Source organism: Thalassospira sp. GB04J01 (genome assembly GCF_000751115.1).
Classification (GTDB): Bacteria; Pseudomonadota; Alphaproteobacteria; order Rhodospirillales; family Thalassospiraceae; genus Thalassospira; species Thalassospira lucentensis.
Map to the genome: position 1 here is coordinate 232,190 of NZ_CCDX020000004.1, position 15,449 is coordinate 247,638.

General features: G+C 53.3%; 13 protein-coding genes and 1 pseudogene. 4 read left to right on the forward strand and 10 right to left on the reverse strand.

What is annotated here, in order from left to right:
* Nucleotides 1–49: 49 nt before the first annotated feature.
* The 6 genes and pseudogenes from AMM48_RS01430 to AMM48_RS22465 form a co-directional block, all read right to left on the reverse strand.
* Nucleotides 50–664, reverse strand: a complete 615-nt coding sequence (locus tag AMM48_RS01430) for a LysE family translocator (RefSeq protein WP_102782634.1) — start codon at nucleotides 662–664, stop codon at nucleotides 50–52.
* A 99-nt stretch (nucleotides 665–763) separates the two neighbouring features.
* Complete coding sequence (locus AMM48_RS01435; RefSeq protein WP_244271079.1) at nucleotides 764–1,549, reverse strand: AraC family transcriptional regulator; 786 nt, start codon at nucleotides 1,547–1,549, stop codon at nucleotides 764–766.
* Between the two features lie 113 nt (nucleotides 1,550–1,662).
* Nucleotides 1,663–2,427: a porin family protein gene (locus AMM48_RS01440; protein ID WP_102782636.1), complete on the reverse strand. Its 765-nt coding sequence runs from the start codon at nucleotides 2,425–2,427 to the stop codon at nucleotides 1,663–1,665.
* Between the two features lie 163 nt (nucleotides 2,428–2,590).
* Complete coding sequence (locus AMM48_RS01445; protein ID WP_102782637.1) at nucleotides 2,591–3,733, reverse strand: AI-2E family transporter; 1,143 nt, start codon at nucleotides 3,731–3,733, stop codon at nucleotides 2,591–2,593.
* Nucleotides 3,734–3,945: 212 nt separating this feature from the next.
* Nucleotides 3,946–4,581, reverse strand: a complete 636-nt coding sequence (locus AMM48_RS01450) for a YdhR family protein (RefSeq protein ID WP_244271080.1) — start codon at nucleotides 4,579–4,581, stop codon at nucleotides 3,946–3,948.
* Between the two features lie 45 nt (nucleotides 4,582–4,626).
* Nucleotides 4,627–4,746, reverse strand: a pseudogene (locus AMM48_RS22465) (twin-arginine translocation signal domain-containing protein); the annotation flags it as partial.
* A 110-nt stretch (nucleotides 4,747–4,856) separates the two neighbouring features.
* Here AMM48_RS22465 and AMM48_RS01455 point away from each other — a divergent pair.
* Entirely contained in the window at nucleotides 4,857–5,435 is a 579-nt protein-coding gene (locus AMM48_RS01455) for a TetR/AcrR family transcriptional regulator (RefSeq protein ID WP_102782639.1), read from the forward strand.
* A 36-nt stretch (nucleotides 5,436–5,471) separates the two neighbouring features.
* On the opposite strand, the gene AMM48_RS01460 is transcribed toward AMM48_RS01455, so the two are convergent.
* Nucleotides 5,472–6,143, reverse strand: a complete 672-nt coding sequence (locus AMM48_RS01460; protein ID WP_101303961.1) for a response regulator transcription factor — start codon at nucleotides 6,141–6,143, stop codon at nucleotides 5,472–5,474.
* 417 nt (nucleotides 6,144–6,560) lie between these two features.
* Between AMM48_RS01460 and pepN the strand changes: the two genes are divergently transcribed.
* Nucleotides 6,561–9,200: an aminopeptidase N gene (gene pepN / locus AMM48_RS01465; protein WP_102782640.1), complete on the forward strand. Its 2,640-nt coding sequence runs from the start codon at nucleotides 6,561–6,563 to the stop codon at nucleotides 9,198–9,200.
* 96 nt (nucleotides 9,201–9,296) lie between these two features.
* Here pepN and AMM48_RS01470 read toward each other — a convergent pair whose 3' ends face one another.
* Nucleotides 9,297–11,612 (reverse strand): HAMP domain-containing methyl-accepting chemotaxis protein, encoded by a 2,316-nt coding sequence (locus AMM48_RS01470; protein WP_244271081.1) that lies wholly within the window; start codon nucleotides 11,610–11,612, stop codon nucleotides 9,297–9,299.
* 686 nt (nucleotides 11,613–12,298) lie between these two features.
* Here AMM48_RS01470 and AMM48_RS01475 point away from each other — a divergent pair.
* Both AMM48_RS01475 and upp read left to right on the forward strand, forming a co-directional pair.
* Entirely contained in the window at nucleotides 12,299–13,390 is a 1,092-nt protein-coding gene (locus AMM48_RS01475) for an SPOR domain-containing protein (RefSeq protein ID WP_102782641.1), read from the forward strand.
* Between the two features lie 283 nt (nucleotides 13,391–13,673).
* Complete coding sequence (upp, locus tag AMM48_RS01480; RefSeq protein ID WP_102782642.1) at nucleotides 13,674–14,324, forward strand: uracil phosphoribosyltransferase; 651 nt, start codon at nucleotides 13,674–13,676, stop codon at nucleotides 14,322–14,324.
* 88 nt (nucleotides 14,325–14,412) lie between these two features.
* Here upp and AMM48_RS01485 read toward each other — a convergent pair whose 3' ends face one another.
* Together AMM48_RS01485 and AMM48_RS22320 are read right to left on the reverse strand one after the other, a co-directional pair.
* Nucleotides 14,413–14,859, reverse strand: coding sequence for a hypothetical protein (locus AMM48_RS01485; protein WP_244271082.1), 447 nt, complete (start codon nucleotides 14,857–14,859; stop codon nucleotides 14,413–14,415).
* Nucleotides 14,860–15,230: 371 nt separating this feature from the next.
* The coding region (locus tag AMM48_RS22320) for a hypothetical protein (RefSeq protein ID WP_206748217.1) at nucleotides 15,231–15,449 on the reverse strand (219 nt) is incomplete at its 5' end.

Consider the following 15,449-nt stretch of genomic DNA (forward strand, 5'->3'; position numbering starts at 1 on the left):
TTGATCGAACCTAGAATACCATGTTGCAATGGACGTTAATAATACTGTTCTATCGTTCAGTAAGGGCTAGCTTCGCACCCATCGCAATGAAAGCACCGGCAAACCCCTTGCCCAACCATTGCATCACATTGGGCCGTTCGATGATGTGGTGTCGTACAGCACCAGCAAAGCACCCATACCCCACAAACACCGCAAACGTCATCGCCATGAATACAAGGCCAAGCACGGTCATTTCCCCCGTTGTATCGGGCGTGTTAGCGCTAACAAATTGCGGCAGGAAGGCGAGGAAGAAGACCGACAGTTTGGGATTGAGCAGATTAAGCAAAATCCCGTCGCGGATGATTTTGGCGATGCTGGCCGGGCTGTCATTGGCGGTGACTTTCATCGCGCCCGTGCCATGCCACATCCCCCACGCCATATAGAGCAACCACGCCACCCCAAGATAGCGCACGACCTCAAACGCAACTGCACTGGCATGAAGCAAAGCCGAAAGGCCAAGGATGCAGGCGGCCATATGCGGCACAATGCCAAGCGTGCAGCCAAAAGCCGCCCAGATGCTGGCTTTTGTGCCGCGCCCCAATCCAAGCGCAAGAGTATAAATCACGCCGGTTCCCGGCAGTAAAACGACAATCAGCGATGTCAGAAGATATTCAAGGGTAATCATGGCGGTTCCGTTCAATTGGCTGCATGGATCGCCAAAATAGGCGGATCGGGCAGGGCATTCTTGAACGAAATTGCAGGGTGTTCTTGGGTGTGAATGGGCTCAGTTGGCCCGCACCGCACGGGCATAGCGGCCCGGTGTGATGCCAAAGGCACGGATAAAATGGCGGTTCAGATGGCTTTGATCAGCAAAGCCCGCCCCATGGGCGATATCAGCAAGCGTTTCGCCACGTTTGATCATATCGCGCGCAAGGTCAATACGCCGCTGGATCAAATAGGCATGCGGGGTCAGGCCGGTCGCACGGGTGAAATCGCGCAGGGTTTGAAATTTGCTCAAGCCTGCCGCCGTGGCAAGATCATCAAGGCTGTGCGATGTGGTCGGGGCATCGTCAAGCAATGCCTTGGCGTTCCGGATGCGGTTGCTGGCAACGGCGGTGCGTGATGCTGTGTGCAAGCCCGGCGCGTCGGATTGCCCCGGTGTCATCACCGCATGATGCAGCAAGATCAACAACATTTCCTGACGGCGCAATCGCGCGGCATCGGCGGTGCCGTTGGTGATGGCATCAAAAAGGGCGGTAAAACTATGGCGGACATCGGGGCGGTTCATCACTGGCTGGATAAAGCTATATTGATCGCTTTTGCCATCCGTCATATCGCGCACGGCATCGGCAATTATATCGGGCGTGAAATACAGCATGTTCCAGCCGCGCGGCCCATCGCCAATCGGATGACCATCGTGCACTTCACGCGGATTGACGGTGATGATGTTGCCCGCGCCGGCTTCGACCATGCCACGCCCGGATGCGGATTTTTGCGCCCCCGCATACATATATCCGATCCCGAATGTTTCATGGGTGTGTTTGGCAAAGCTGTGGCGTGTTTCGGCCATGACGGCTTCAACACCGAGACAATCATGGGAAATTATGCGAACGTGATCCTGCGACATGGTTGAAGGGTGTCAGAATCCCTTGAAGAAAACAATGACACAGTCCGTCGATTGGATCAGAAACGCTTGATCACTGCGAAGCGCAGGTTGTGAGACTGGAAATCAACCTGATGGTCGAAGGAACCTTGGAAGCCGGATCTGACGAAGCTCTGACGTTCATCAATGACTTTTGGGTAGTAGTTCATGACGTAGTCGCCGCGCAGTACCCAACCATTATCAAGCTTGTAGGACGAACCAAGCCCAGATGAAATGCCTAATGCCAGCGTGCTTTTACTGAAGTCGTTTGCAGCGCCGGCGTTGGTGTCGGTGTAGCGGAAATCATAGTCGAAATAACCGATCGACGGACCCGCAGCAGCATGGAACATCCAGTTTCCAACGGCATATCCGATCTTGGGGCGAATGCTGAACGCAAAGTTGGTTTCCAGCGTCGAATTGATATTGAAGTCGACACCCGCAGAATTATAACGCACCGGCCCGGATGCGGTGCTGGCAGAATAATCCATTACCGAAAGGTCCGCTTCGATCCCGTAAACAAGCTGGCCGCTTTGGTGGTCATATCCCCCCAAAACTGATCCATTCAGAGCGAGGTCATCGAGGCTTTTCTGCAGGTAAGGACGCTGAACCGCGGGGTCGTCACTGGTGAAATAGGGGGTCGATTCGCCGACCGTATCAGGATTGCTCTCCCCATACGTCCCACCAAGCGCAAGGCCGCCGTAAAATCCTGACCAGGTTGCATCTTCTGCGGATGCAATGCCCGGAAACAGAATGCCTGCAGCGATTGTTGCGCAAATGATCGACCTGAACTTTGGTAGTTTGTGCACCCCATTTCCCCCAACGCAAGAGTAGCTATACTGTTGATAGTGCTAATCGATTTATTTGTGTCTAGCAATGTTTAACTTTTGGTGTGCAGCGGCGTTGATTTCATCGGGTGTGTTGTAGAGTGTGAAATTATCTTGTGCGTTTCAGAAGAGTGTTAGTCCTCCTTCAAGGTGCTTTCACATGCGGGCCCAAAAGTTCGCGAAGCCCGCCCAATCCTTCGACGTGATTGGCAATGACACTGGTGACAATCAAAAGCGGCACGGCAACCAGCACCCCGACAAAGCCCCAAAGCCAACCCCAAAATGCAATCGCCAGAATGATGGCGATGGAGTTGATCCGAAGCCTGTTGCCGACAAGGGCGGGTGTGATCAGCTGTCCTTCAAGGGCTGTGCAGGCAAGATACAGGGCAGGGGCGAGTAACGCCTCGCTCGTGGTTTGGACCGAGACCAATGCAACAACACCCACCAGCATGACCCCGCACAGCGCCCCAAGGACCGGAACAAAGTTCAGAACCGCGGCGGCAACACCCCACAGGAACGGGTTGGGCATGCCAATAACGGCCATGAGTGTGCCAATAACAATGCCAAGTATGATGTTGATTGCCGAAATCGTCGCAAGATACCGCGATACTTCGCGTTCAACGTCATGGGCAATCCGCAGCCCCTTGCGTCGGTCGCCAAAGGTCGGAAGGGCGCGCACCATTTTTTCATAAACCAAATCCCCACCCGACAGGATAAACAGCAATAAAACAAGCATCAGCGCAATGCCCGTGGCAATGCCCGGTGCGCCTTGGGCGGCCTGACTGATCAGGTTGGGTTCGGCGACGACAACTTTTTGAACGTCGTCGCCCTCATTATTTTGGTCGGTGGCCTCTGATACCTGTTTTTGCGCATCGCGAAGCTTATCAAGCGGTTCGCCAAGATCAGCCAGACGCAAGCGTAATTGCCGTTCGATTTGCGGGGCTTCATCGATCCAGCCCGATACCGGCCCGCTGAGCCCGTAAACCCCGGCAATTGCCGTGGCAGTTAAGCCCAGCACAATCGTAAAGGCCGTCAGGACACGCGGAATACGCGCCCGGGCGAATGTCCGAACCACGGGTGAAAAGACCAGTGACAGCAAAAAGGCAAGGGTGATGGGAAACAAAAGGTCCTGTGCGATATAAATGCAACCAAGCGAGAGAACCCCAAACGTCCCGATCACCGATATTGTCCGCGCGCGGCGATAGGCGCGCGCGCGTGCCGCTTGTCGGGCATCATTGGCTTTGGTTTGATCCAGACTGTCTTCTTGCGCTGCGATTGGATCGCTCATGCAATTTGCTCCGCTTCGTCCCTGCCGGGCAAAATTGCAAGCGGCAGCATTACACGTGTTTAACGTCGTGTCGGATGGGGATGTTCCGCACTATCGGGTTCTCAGATGGCAAAGTAAGTAGAGATCAGTGTGCCGCATCGCGCAAATAGATCAAGGACGCACCATCAAATGCATGGTGCGCCCAACGATTTTGATCAGCATGGTTTCAGCAATCAGCCATAAAAGGGCGATGCCATGTCACGGCTTGCCGCCTCGGTAACCGGGGCGTCAAACACGCGGGTATAAAAGGCCGCGTTTAACGTTTTGGCTTCACCCGGGAAGTAATCAAGGGCAAATTTCCGGGCGTTTTCAAGTGAGTCAAAGGCATAGAAACCGCCAACCGTTCCGGTGTGAAGGCCGCTTAGCCAGGTTTTGGACAAAAGCCCCGGTTGTTGTTTTAAAACCGGATTAAATGCCCGCCATGGTCCGTGATCAAACGGCAGGACATGAAGTTGCACCTCGGTATAGACAAATGCGGCCGGGGCTGCTGTCGGGGACGCGCCGTAATGCACTGAATTCATGTCGATGCTGGCATCGGTTGTTGCAGTAGCATCAAAAACGCGGGTGGTCTGGGCAACACCGAAATTGCGGGCCTCGGCCGGGAAGTAATCGGTAACAAATGCTTGCGCATTTTCGATTGAGTCAAAGGCATAGATACCACCCGCCGAGTTGTTGCCGACCCCCGAAAGCCACGTCTTGTTCAAAAATCCCGGTTTGGTTTTAATCGTCTCGTTGATCTGCTGCCACGGCACCTGATCAAAAGGGGCCGAGATTTGAAGTTCGGTATAGACAAAAGCTTTCTGTGACATGGGATGGGTTCCTGTTTTCTGCGAAAGGGGGCCGGCATCGGCCAAAGACGGGATAAGAAGGCCTGTGCCTGTTGCGGTCAAACCGGCCGCCGCGAATGTCAAGAATTCACGGCGGTCAATCTGGGTTGGGGGTAAATCCACGGTATGTTTGGCGTCGGGTTTCATTCGGGTTGATCCGTAAAGTTAAAAATATAACGAACGTTATATAAATGAATGATCGACAATCGCATGGTTGTCAATTAAAAATATAACGACCGATATATTTTGAGGATTCCATGGTTAAAAACCGGACGCGCAAGGAAGAAACCCGCCGCAACATGCTCGATGCCGCAAGTCGCGGTTTTCGTGAAAACGGGTTTGCCGGGGTGGGGGTTGATGGCATTGCCAAGGCGGCCAATGCGACGTCCGGTGCATTCTATGCCCATTTCGGGTCAAAAGACGGGGCGTTTCGGGCCGCACTTGATCTTGGACTTGATGAAGTGATCGATGGTGTCCCACGGTTTCAGCGTGATTATGGCGATGGCTGGACCGATGCCTTTATTGAGTATTATCTCGGGCGTGCGCATCGCGATGATCTGGCGTGTGGCTGTGCGATGACCAGTCTTTCGCCGGAAATGACGCGCGCAGATGCGCAAACACGCGCCCTGTACGACCGTAAAATGCAAACCATCGCAACCTTGATTGCCAAAGGACTGCCGCAGTTCGGCACGCAACAGCAGCGCGCCAAGGCGTGGGCTTTTCTGGGAATATTGATCGGCGGGCTGACCATGGCGCGGGCCTTAAGTGACGACAGCGCCATAGATGACGTCTCCGTCGCGATCAAGGCCGCGGCAGCAGGGCTTTTGAAAGCCTGATGACAGAGATATCAGATCAGGTTTAGCGATAATCGCTTACGTCTCGATTGCCGGCTCCTGAAGCTGCAATTCGCGCGCAATAATTACCGCCTGTGTACGGCTATGGACCGAAAGCTTGCGCAGGATCGCCGATACATGGGCCTTGACCGTGGCTTCGGTGACATCAAGCTCATAGGCAATCTGTTTATTCAGCTTGCCTTCGGTCAGCATGTTCAAAACACGGAGCTGTTGCGGGGTCAGTTGACCGATTTTTTCCGCCAGATTAGTGGCCTCGTCATCGGCAGGGCCATTTTCCATGGCATCCCGGGCCCAGTCGGGCATCCACATCCCGCCATCCAGAACGGTTTTGACCGCAAGACCAATCTGGTCTACTGGGGCGGATTTCGGAACGAACGCCGATGCCCCGTATTCGATGGACCGGCGCACAACCGGCATGTCCTGACTGGCCGAAACAATCGATACCGGAATATCGGGATAAGACGCGCGCAGGGTAAACAGGCCGGTAAAACCGTTCATGCCGGGCATATGAAGATCAAGAAGAACAAGATCGATGTCGCCCTTGTGGGCTTCGATTTGCTCGATGGCTTCAAACAGGCTTCCAGCCTCGTATAATGTCACGTTATCCAGTTCTGTTGACAATGCTTGTTTAAGGGCACCCCGGACAAGCGGGTGATCATCTGCGATCAGAATCTGGAACGTTTCGGACATTGGCGATTTCCCTTGGAAGTGATTTTTCCCCGTCAGGTCACAATTATTCTATCCCGATTAATCGGACTCACAAAACAGAAGGTGAGAATATGATTGGGATAGTTTGATTATTGGCTTGGGTGCGACCCGGATTGCGTCCGTCTGCATAGCCACTGGCAGGCAGAAGGAGTGAGGGAAACCAAAGATCACTCTCGCCCCACGAAATGTGAAACTTCGGCCCCCCTCGCGCCACCGTTTGGGATTATGCATACTAAATTCGGCGCCGTAAACTCCGCATTTGTCGAAAAATGAATTTTATCCTATCACTTAGGGTAATGAACGAAATTCAGTTCTTACAAACCACATCGCGGTGCAAAAAAGTGGATTTTATACAATCCATTCCAATACCGCGCAGACCAAGGGAAAAAGGACGCAAAAATGTCTGATCAGCGCCACGTGATTTCGCGTAAAGACTATAAAGAACCTGACTTTTTTGTAGAAAAGGTCGAACTGGTCTTTGATCTGGAACGAGAGGTCACAAACGTCAAGTCGCGCCTTTTCATACATGCGAATCCTGCGCGGGGTACCGGCGTTGACGATGAAGTTTTCCTGCACGGCGAGGACATGAAACTTGTTTCGGTCTCCCTGAATGAGAAACGTCTCGCATCCGGTGATTTTACCGTCGATGCCGAAGGTCTGCGCTTTAAGGCGCCACGCGAAGCCTTCATCGCGGAAATCGAAACGCAGATTTCACCAGCCAACAATACCCGCCTTGAGGGGTTATACGTTTCGCAAAGTGCCTTTTGCACCCAGTGCGAGGCCGAAGGCTTCCGCCGCATTACCTATTTCCCCGATCGTCCTGACGTTATGGCAACCTTCAAGGTCACCATCAATGCGGATAAAGCATCCTGTCCGGTTCTGCTGTCAAACGGCAACCTGATCGACAGCGGTGACCTCGACGGTGGGCGTCATTTCGCGGTGTGGGAAGATCCATTCCCCAAACCGTCCTATTTGTTTGCTCTGGTGGCAGGCGACTTGGCCTGTGTCGAGGATAGTTTTAAAACCGTTTCCGGGCGGGACGTGGCACTGCGCATCTTTGTCGAACATGGCAACGAAGATCGCTGCGACTACGCGATGGACAGTTTGAAACGCTCCATGAAATGGGACGAGGAGGTCTATGGTCTTGAATATGATCTTGATCTGTTCAACATCGTCGCCGTGTCGGATTTCAACATGGGGGCGATGGAAAACAAAAGCCTGAACGTCTTTAACGCCAAATACATTCTCGCCAAGCCAGATACCGCGACGGACATGGATTTTGAACTGATCGAATCCATTGTTGCGCATGAATACTTCCACAACTGGTCGGGCAACCGGGTAACCTGTCGCGACTGGTTCCAATTGTCGCTTAAAGAAGGTCTGACCGTTTTCCGTGATCAGGAATTCTCCGCCGATCAACGGTCCCGCCCTGTGCAACGGATCAAGGATGTTGCACAGTTGCGTGCGCGTCAGTTCCCCGAAGACGGCGGCCCGCTGGCCCATCCGGTGCGCCCTGACAGCTATATGGAAATCAACAATTTCTATACCGCCACGGTCTATGAAAAAGGGGCCGAACTGATCCGCATGATGCATACGCTGCTCGGGCCGGATGGCTATCGTAAGGGGATTGATCTTTACTTTGACCGCCATGACGGGCAGGCAGTGACCTGTGATGATTTCGCCAAGGCGATGGAAGATGCCAACGACATCGATTTCACCCAGCTCAAACTTTGGTATTCACAGGCTGGCACGCCGAAACTTTGCTGGGAAGGCGACTACGACGCCGATGCCAAACAATACCGCATCACCCTGACGCAGAAAACCGACCCAACCCCGGGGCAGAGCGATAAAAAACCGCTGCATATGCCGGTATCGATCGGGCTTCTTAGCACCGATGGCAATGACCTGGCGGCCCAAACGGTTGAATTGACGCAAGCAACGCAGGACTTCGTCTTTGACGGTGTGACTGAAAAACCGGTCGTATCGTTCAATCGTGGTTTCTCGGCCCCGGTCAATGTCGTGACCGATCAGCCAGACGCAGAACTTGCCTTCCTGATGGGCAACGATTCCGATGCGTTTAACCGCTGGGAAGCGGGGCAGAAATACGCCACCCGCCTGATCCTGTCGGCTATTTCCAATTTTGAGGAAAATGACGGCAATGCCGATGCGGCCTTAAATGACGTGGCGGTTGCGGTGGATGCCTTTATTGGTGCAATGCAGGCAACCCTTTTAAATGACGGGCTTGATAAGGCGTTCCGCGCCGATGCGCTGGTTCTGCCGGGTGAGGAGTTTATTTCCGAGCAACGCAAACCCGCCAACCCTGACGCCATTCATCAAGTGCGTAACGCCCTGCGCAAACGCATTGGCGTGGCCCTGATGGATGATTTCGAAAATACCTATCATCAAAACGCCTCGAAGGCGGCCTTTACCCCGGATGCCCTGTCGGCCGGGCAACGTGCCTTGCGCGCAACGGCTCTTGGCTATCTGGTGGCATCTGGTGAAACCCGCTTTGCCGATCTGGCGTCTGACCAATACAAAGCCTCCGATAACATGACCGATCAGATGGCCGCACTCTCGGTGCTGAACCATCTTGATCATCCGGGCCGCGCGGATGCCTTGGCTGATTTTGAAACCCGCTTTGCCAAGGACGGTGTTGTTCTTGATAAATGGTTTGCACTTCAGGCGATGTCATCGCGCGATGATACCTTGGCGCGCGTCAAGGATCTGATGGGCCATCCGGCCTTTACCATGCGCAATCCCAATAAGGTCCGGTCGCTTATCGGCGCATTCGCCATGGGCAACCCGCGTCACTTCCATGCCAAGGATGGCTCGGGCTATGAATTCTACACTGATCGCTTGATCGAACTTGATGACATCAATCCACAGGTGGCCGCACGTTTGTGTGCACCGCTTGGCAAATGGGCGAAATATGATGACGACCGGGCCGACATGATGAAGGCTGCCTTGCAGCGCATTCTGGCCAAGGAAGACATCTCGCGCGATTTGTATGAAATCGCGTCAAAATCCGCTGCGGCGTAAAACGTTATCCGCACGGTGATTTTGCGATCTCCATTTAAAAAGGCGGCTCCTTGCAGGGCCGCCTTTTACGTTATGTGTATCGGCGAGAATGCCTTGTTACGTCAGTTTCATCCGCTCGCTAAAGGCACGCATCCGTTCTGAAAGGTTACGCGCCATTTCCGAAAGCTGATGGCTGGCAGTGTTCAAGTCATGGGCGTTTTTACCCGTGCTTTGCGCACCGTCATTCACAAACTGGATCATTTCATCCATTGATCCGGCACCCGCCGCAATCCGCTGCACGTTTTCGGAAATCTCGCCAGTTGCGCGCCGCTGTTCATCCACCGATTGGGTGATGGTCGACTGGATGTCATTGACCTGATGAATAACGTCGCCAACCGTGCTGATGGAATGGGCGGCCTTCTGGACTTCCTGCTGGATGGCGGCGGTAAGTTCGCCGATCTTTCCGGTCGCACTTGCGGTTTGATCGGCAAGCGATTTAACCTCGTTGGCAACCACGGCAAAGCCCTTGCCAAGTGGTCCGGCACGTTCGGCTTCGATTGTCGCATTAAGCGACAGAAGCTTGGTGCGGTGGGCAACATCGTTGATCAGATCAATGATTGATCCGATCTCCGAGCTGGCCTTTTCAAGCGACCCGATATTGCGCTGACTTTCCTCGGCTTCCTGCTGTGCCCGATTGGTCACATTGGATGCTTCGGATGCCTGACGGTTGATCTCGGCAATCGACGATGAAAGTTCCTCGACCGCTGTTGCGACATTCTGGGTGTTTGAGGCCGCTTCACGCGACACATCAAGTGCCCCACCAGATTGCGCGACGGTATTTTCCGACTGGCTTGTCAGTTCGCTGGCAAGGCCAAGCAACCCTTCGGACTGTTCGGTCACCGATTGGGCAACACGCGCAACCTCGGCCATCATTTCCGTGATCGCCATGCGGCTTTCTTCACGTTCGGTTACCTTGTTCCACGCCAGCATGGTGCCCAACAGAACATTGTCCTTGTCGCGCACCGGCGCTGCCAGAAGTTCAAGATAATCGCGGTCATTCTGCATGACCTCGGTAAAGGGCAGATTCTCCGGGTTCGAAAGCTTGGTCTGGAAATCATCCCCAAGATTAAGGAAGTCACCCGAAACCGTATCGGTATTTCCGCCAACATAATCCTGCGCACTGGCATTAAGATAACTCAAAGTGCCCGCAGGTGTGATCAGGGCTGTCATGGTGGGGGTGTTTTCCACCATGTTTTGCAAGATCATGGCTTGTCGTACTGATTCGCGAAGACCAATCAGGGCTTTTTTCATATCCCCAATTTCATCCGACCCGACTTTGGGCAGATCAACATTGGTATCGCCGTTCGAGATGGATGTCATTGCACGGGCAAAGGCCCGCAAATTGCGAAATACCGTTGTGCGCAACAAGATCCATCCGGCAAGCCAGCCAACCACAAGTACCGCAACCAGGATTTCAATCGAAAGCATCCGCAGGTCGTTGGTCTGGGAATAGAAATCCGTAATGTCGCGGTCAAATGTCGCCTTGGCCCAAGTGCCGCCACGCCCATCAGAAATCAGGATGTCAACCGCAGCACGCTGTGTTGCGCTGGCATTTTCACTGTCTGGCGTATTGGCGGTCTCGGGGGGCGTTGCTTCTGTGTTGCCGGGTTCTGCCCCGTCGCTTCCGTCAGCAGCGGCAATTTGTTCATCCCCTTCGCTTGTCTGCCCATCTTCAAGGCTTTCAAACAAAAGCGTTCCATCGGTGTCAAAAATCCGGAAATTGCCACCAAGCACCTTGCCAATGCCCGCCAATGTCGGCAGCGGATCGGTAACCACTTCAAGAAAACCAACCGCGCGGAAACCGCCCACGGGCAGGATAAAACTAAACACAGGGCGCCCGTCCGGTGTTGACCACATATAGGTCGCCGGTTTACGGGCTTCTGCCTTCTCGCGGTTTTTCAGATATTCCAGAACCGCCGGATCATCGGTGATGCTGGCACCAAGTTCGGAATCCGATGTTGCCAGTTTGGTGAAGTTCTCGTCATAGGCCACCGTTTCGATCAGATCGAGCTCGCCTTGCACCACCTGACGGGCATTCGACAGAATGTTCAGCTCCGCCTTCATGCGGGTCTGATCATTTTCCTGAAAGCTTTTGACTAGGCTGCCTAGTCGCGACCATTCGTTGACAATGGGGGTAACCTTGTCGCCGTAATCCTGTGCCACGCGGGATCCGACAAAGAAATTGACCGTGCCACTGACCGAATTGTTCAAGGTTTCAATGGCAAAATTGCGATAGGTATCGCCAGTCCAAAGTAACATCCAGGTGACAGCACCTGACAATAGTAATCCCGTTACAAGCAAGATTCGCCGTAACGTCAGAAGGCTGTTGCTGCCTTCTGTCATAGCCGTCTTTGCGGCTTTTTCTCCCGTCATTCAAACACTCCAGAGCAAACCGTTTGTTTTTTAGTTTTGATTGGGTGTCTCACTCCCGCCGGATCTACTTCTTAAGAGTAGCTCTACTGATCCAATCAGAGGTTAATTCGGAAAACAATCATTTACTTGGTGTCCCGTGCGGAAATTGCTGGGCGTGGCAACTAAAATTCGTGTGTTTTTGGGGTGAATTTCGCGCATTGGTTGGCGTTTCAAAGAAGGGTTTCGATGGGGCGCATTGAAAATATTCAGAAAAATATGCGAATGTGTGTGATAATCGTTTGCAATTACTTTTTCGATGTTCTATGACTGTCTTCGTCAAATGCAGACGGCAATGCCGTTTGTGACCCGGTCATCAGACTGACATGGCGTAGCTGATGACCTGTTTATCTTCGGGACTCTCTCTCCCCGAAGGTCGATCTCTCTCTCTCGAGGGGCTGGTATCCGGATCATTGTGCGGGACAATGCCGGGGAAAATACCAGCCCCCTTTTTTTATCCAAAATTCTGTCCTTATGCTGTTTGAAGGCGACGATGGCTTTTGATGCTCATCATCGGGCATCGGCTTTTTTGCGGCAATTGCGCGTAATTGAGGCCTTTATGTCTCTGATTGAACGGCTTTAGGGTTTTATAAACGGGCTGGCGGTTACAAAACTCCTTACCCTTAATGTCGTGAAGAAAGGCCAAGCGGATGGCTGGCGAGGACCCGACCAACAAACCCGATTTGCGGGCAGACCCAAATCCGGATGCCGGGCAAGCGCCCGAACCCGAACAAAAACCCGAACCTGAGCAAAAGGATGCACCACTTCCTGCATTCATTTATGGCCGGGACGGACGTGGTGATGCACAAGGACAGGGCAACCGCTTTGCCGATCGGCAAAACTTCAATGCATGGATAGGTGATATGGATCGTAAAACTCTCCTTGGCCTCGTGACCGGGGCTGGCATGCTGGGCCTGGTATTGTTCTTTGCTGGCATGTTGGTCGGTGCAGGCCTGTTCATGGAGTCCAGTGATACCGACACCGTTGCACAAAAAGACCCGGCACCGATTGAAATGCTGGCAACCGAACCGGACGCGCCGGTGATGAGCGAGCCGGTGCCTGACCCTGAAATGGAACCGGCTCCGTCACAAGGCAATGCGCAAACAGATACGACGAGTAATGATCCCGTTGGCGATCTGATCGCGGAACGCACCGATACGCTCTCACAAACGGTACCAGATGTGCCCGAAGGGGATGAGACGACCTCAAACAATGCGGACGTGGCGTCAGAGCCGATGGAAACACCGGCGGCTCCGGATCTGGATGAACCGACCGATAAAAAAGCTCTGAATGCGCCGGAAATTCGCGAAACGGAAGAGCCTGCTGAAACAGCAGAAGCCGAAGCCCCGGCCGCAGAGGAACAAGAACCCGCTGCCGCACAGCAAACGGATGCCGCCGAAAAAGCTCCGGCGACCTCAGAGCCAGTGACCTCGGAACCAGCAGAAAAACAATCCGAGCCCACGGCGGCGGCGTCCAACGAAGAGACCCCGTTCTCGGTTCAGGTTGGTGCTTTCAAAGTGCATGAAAATGCCAGTCAGCGTGCCGAAGAACTGCGCAAAGCCGGGCTCGAAGTCGCCGTGGTCATTCGCGGTCCAGAGGGCGAGGGGGCATGGTATTATGTCCGTGTTGGTAAATATGCCAATCTCGCACAGGCACGCGATGATGCGGCAAAGATCAAAAAGAATCAGGGCGTTGATGGTTTCCCGGTACGCGCGGAACCCAATGACCGCGAAGTCAAATAGGGCCATCCCAATTTTGGTCGGCATATAAAGGTCGCTGTCGATTACAGCACGCTTGTTTCACGGGGCGATACAGCAATGTATCGCCCCGTCTTTGTTTGTCGGTCCCACGTCTTGGTCCGATTTTGTGAATTTGCCCGGATGGGGTTTGTTTTTGCGTTTCTTTTGCGGCATTCTACTTGCCATCACTGGGCAAAGGCTTTAGGCGGTAGGCCCATAAGCTCATTACAGGTGGCAGCAATGTTTCTTTGGCTGCTGCGCCGCAAGACAGGATGGCTGGCAGAACATGACCACGCATAAGGATTTCCCCAATCTTCATATTCTTGATCACCCGCTGATCCAGCATAAGCTGACGCATATGCGCAAGGTCGATACCTCGACCAAAACCTTCCGGCAGTTGCTCAAGGAAATTGCACTGTTGATGGGCTACGAGCTTACCCGCGAACTACCCGTCAGCTATGAGGAAATCCAGACGCCGATTTGCGCGATGAAGGCACCGACCATTCAGGGGCGCAAACTTGCCGTTGTGCCGATCCTGCGTGCGGGGTCGGGCATGGCCGATGGCTTGATCGAACTGATGCCGTCTGCACGTATCGGCCACATTGGTCTGTACCGTGATCCCAAAACCCATATGCCGGTTGAATATCTGGTGAAATTGCCCGAAGTCGAAGGCCGGATCTTTATTCTGGTTGATCCGATGCTGGCGACCGGGAACTCAGCCGTGGCTGCGATTGATACGCTCAATAAATATGGTGTTGCTGACAAGGACATCCGCTTTATGGCACTGGTTGCCGCCCCCGAAGGGGTCAAGGTCTTCCAGGATGCGCATCCTGATGTGCCGATCTATACCGCGGGCCTTGATGAGAAGCTGAATGAAAAAGCTTACATCGTGCCGGGGCTCGGCGATGCGGGTGACCGTTTGTTTGGAACGCGCTAGTCTCTGCAAACGACTGGCGATCAAAAAACGACCATTAAAAAAGGGTGCCAGATGGCACCCTTTTTCTATTTTGTATCGGGGGACGTCATCAGCCTTTCGGCGATACCGTCACATCCACTGTCGATCCGCTAAAGGAACTGCCGCTGAGCTTAATTGTCGCAACGCGGCTTTCACGGTCATACACCATGACGGAAATGTCGGCACGTACCACGGTCACTTTGCTCCAGCCGAAGTTGGGCATTTCGCGTTCGTAGAAATCATACATCTGCGCCTGAGTGCCGCCAGAATTCAGCACAAGGCGTCCGTGCCATGCGTCGGATGCGCCAAAGATAATGCTTCTGTCCATATCCAGTGATGAATTGGACGGCATTGGAATGTCGGTGAATTGCGTAAATGACGGGACAGGCTGTCCACCTTTGCCGTCACTACCGCTTCCTGACGATGTGTTGGGTATAAGATTGGTACCAGAACACCCGGCCAGTGAAAGTCCTGCAATCGCAGCAGCACACATAAGATATTGTCGCAGTCTCATCATCTTCCCTCGGTCCCCTGATGCCCATCTTGTTAAGGGCATGGATATCTGGCCCTATCATCGGGCGATAATGTAAAGGAAAGGTTCACATATTCGCTTTTTACACCAGTTTGTGGCACCTGTTTTGTGCCTGCCCTACGTGAGATGCGCAATACCTTTATATATAGCCTATCAGGGCGACAGGTTCTGCGCGGCCGGAGTTCACTCAAATCCATAGCCCCACCATTTGTCATACGACAGACCTTGTTGGCAAATCGCCGGTATTTTTGCTGTTCTAAAAAGAATCACAATTCGCAGATTGTCTTTTTTGCCGCAGGTCTAAATCGATGAAATTGGGTTTTAACAAGGCTATAGCGTGATTTTTCAACTCTTGGTCACAGCAGTGATATATGTGCATGGTTGTGGTTGGGGAGAGTAAAAAGGCTATGGCATTGAAAATAAAAGAATTGTGATAAAAACACGATTAAATCCATTTTTTCCTTAAAAAGGTATTTACAGGTCGGAGTTAGGGCCCTATAACCCGCCTCCACCGACGAGGCGCGGCGCTGACGAGATTGGCGACGCGGGTTAGGCGGTTTAGGGTTTCGGCCTTT

Coding starts and splice junctions, on each gene's coding strand:
- AMM48_RS01430 (WP_102782634.1), bottom strand. CDS start 664: ATGATTACCCTTGAATATCTTCTGACATCGCTGATTGTCGTTTTACTG.
- AMM48_RS01435 (WP_244271079.1), bottom strand. CDS start 1,549: ATGGCCGAAACACGCCACAGCTTTGCCAAACACACCCATGAAACATTC.
- AMM48_RS01445 (WP_102782637.1), bottom strand. CDS start 3,733: ATGAGCGATCCAATCGCAGCGCAAGAAGACAGTCTGGATCAAACCAAA.
- AMM48_RS01450 (WP_244271080.1), bottom strand. CDS start 4,581: ATGTCACAGAAAGCTTTTGTCTATACCGAACTTCAAATCTCGGCCCCT.
- AMM48_RS01455 (WP_102782639.1), top strand. CDS start 4,857: ATGGTTAAAAACCGGACGCGCAAGGAAGAAACCCGCCGCAACATGCTC.
- AMM48_RS01460 (WP_101303961.1), bottom strand. CDS start 6,143: ATGTCCGAAACGTTCCAGATTCTGATCGCAGATGATCACCCGCTTGTC.
- pepN (WP_102782640.1), top strand. CDS start 6,561: ATGTCTGATCAGCGCCACGTGATTTCGCGTAAAGACTATAAAGAACCT.
- AMM48_RS01470 (WP_244271081.1), bottom strand. CDS start 11,612: ATGACGGGAGAAAAAGCCGCAAAGACGGCTATGACAGAAGGCAGCAAC.
- AMM48_RS01475 (WP_102782641.1), top strand. CDS start 12,299: ATGGCTGGCGAGGACCCGACCAACAAACCCGATTTGCGGGCAGACCCA.
- upp (WP_102782642.1), top strand. CDS start 13,674: ATGACCACGCATAAGGATTTCCCCAATCTTCATATTCTTGATCACCCG.
- AMM48_RS01485 (WP_244271082.1), bottom strand. CDS start 14,859: ATGATGAGACTGCGACAATATCTTATGTGTGCTGCTGCGATTGCAGGA.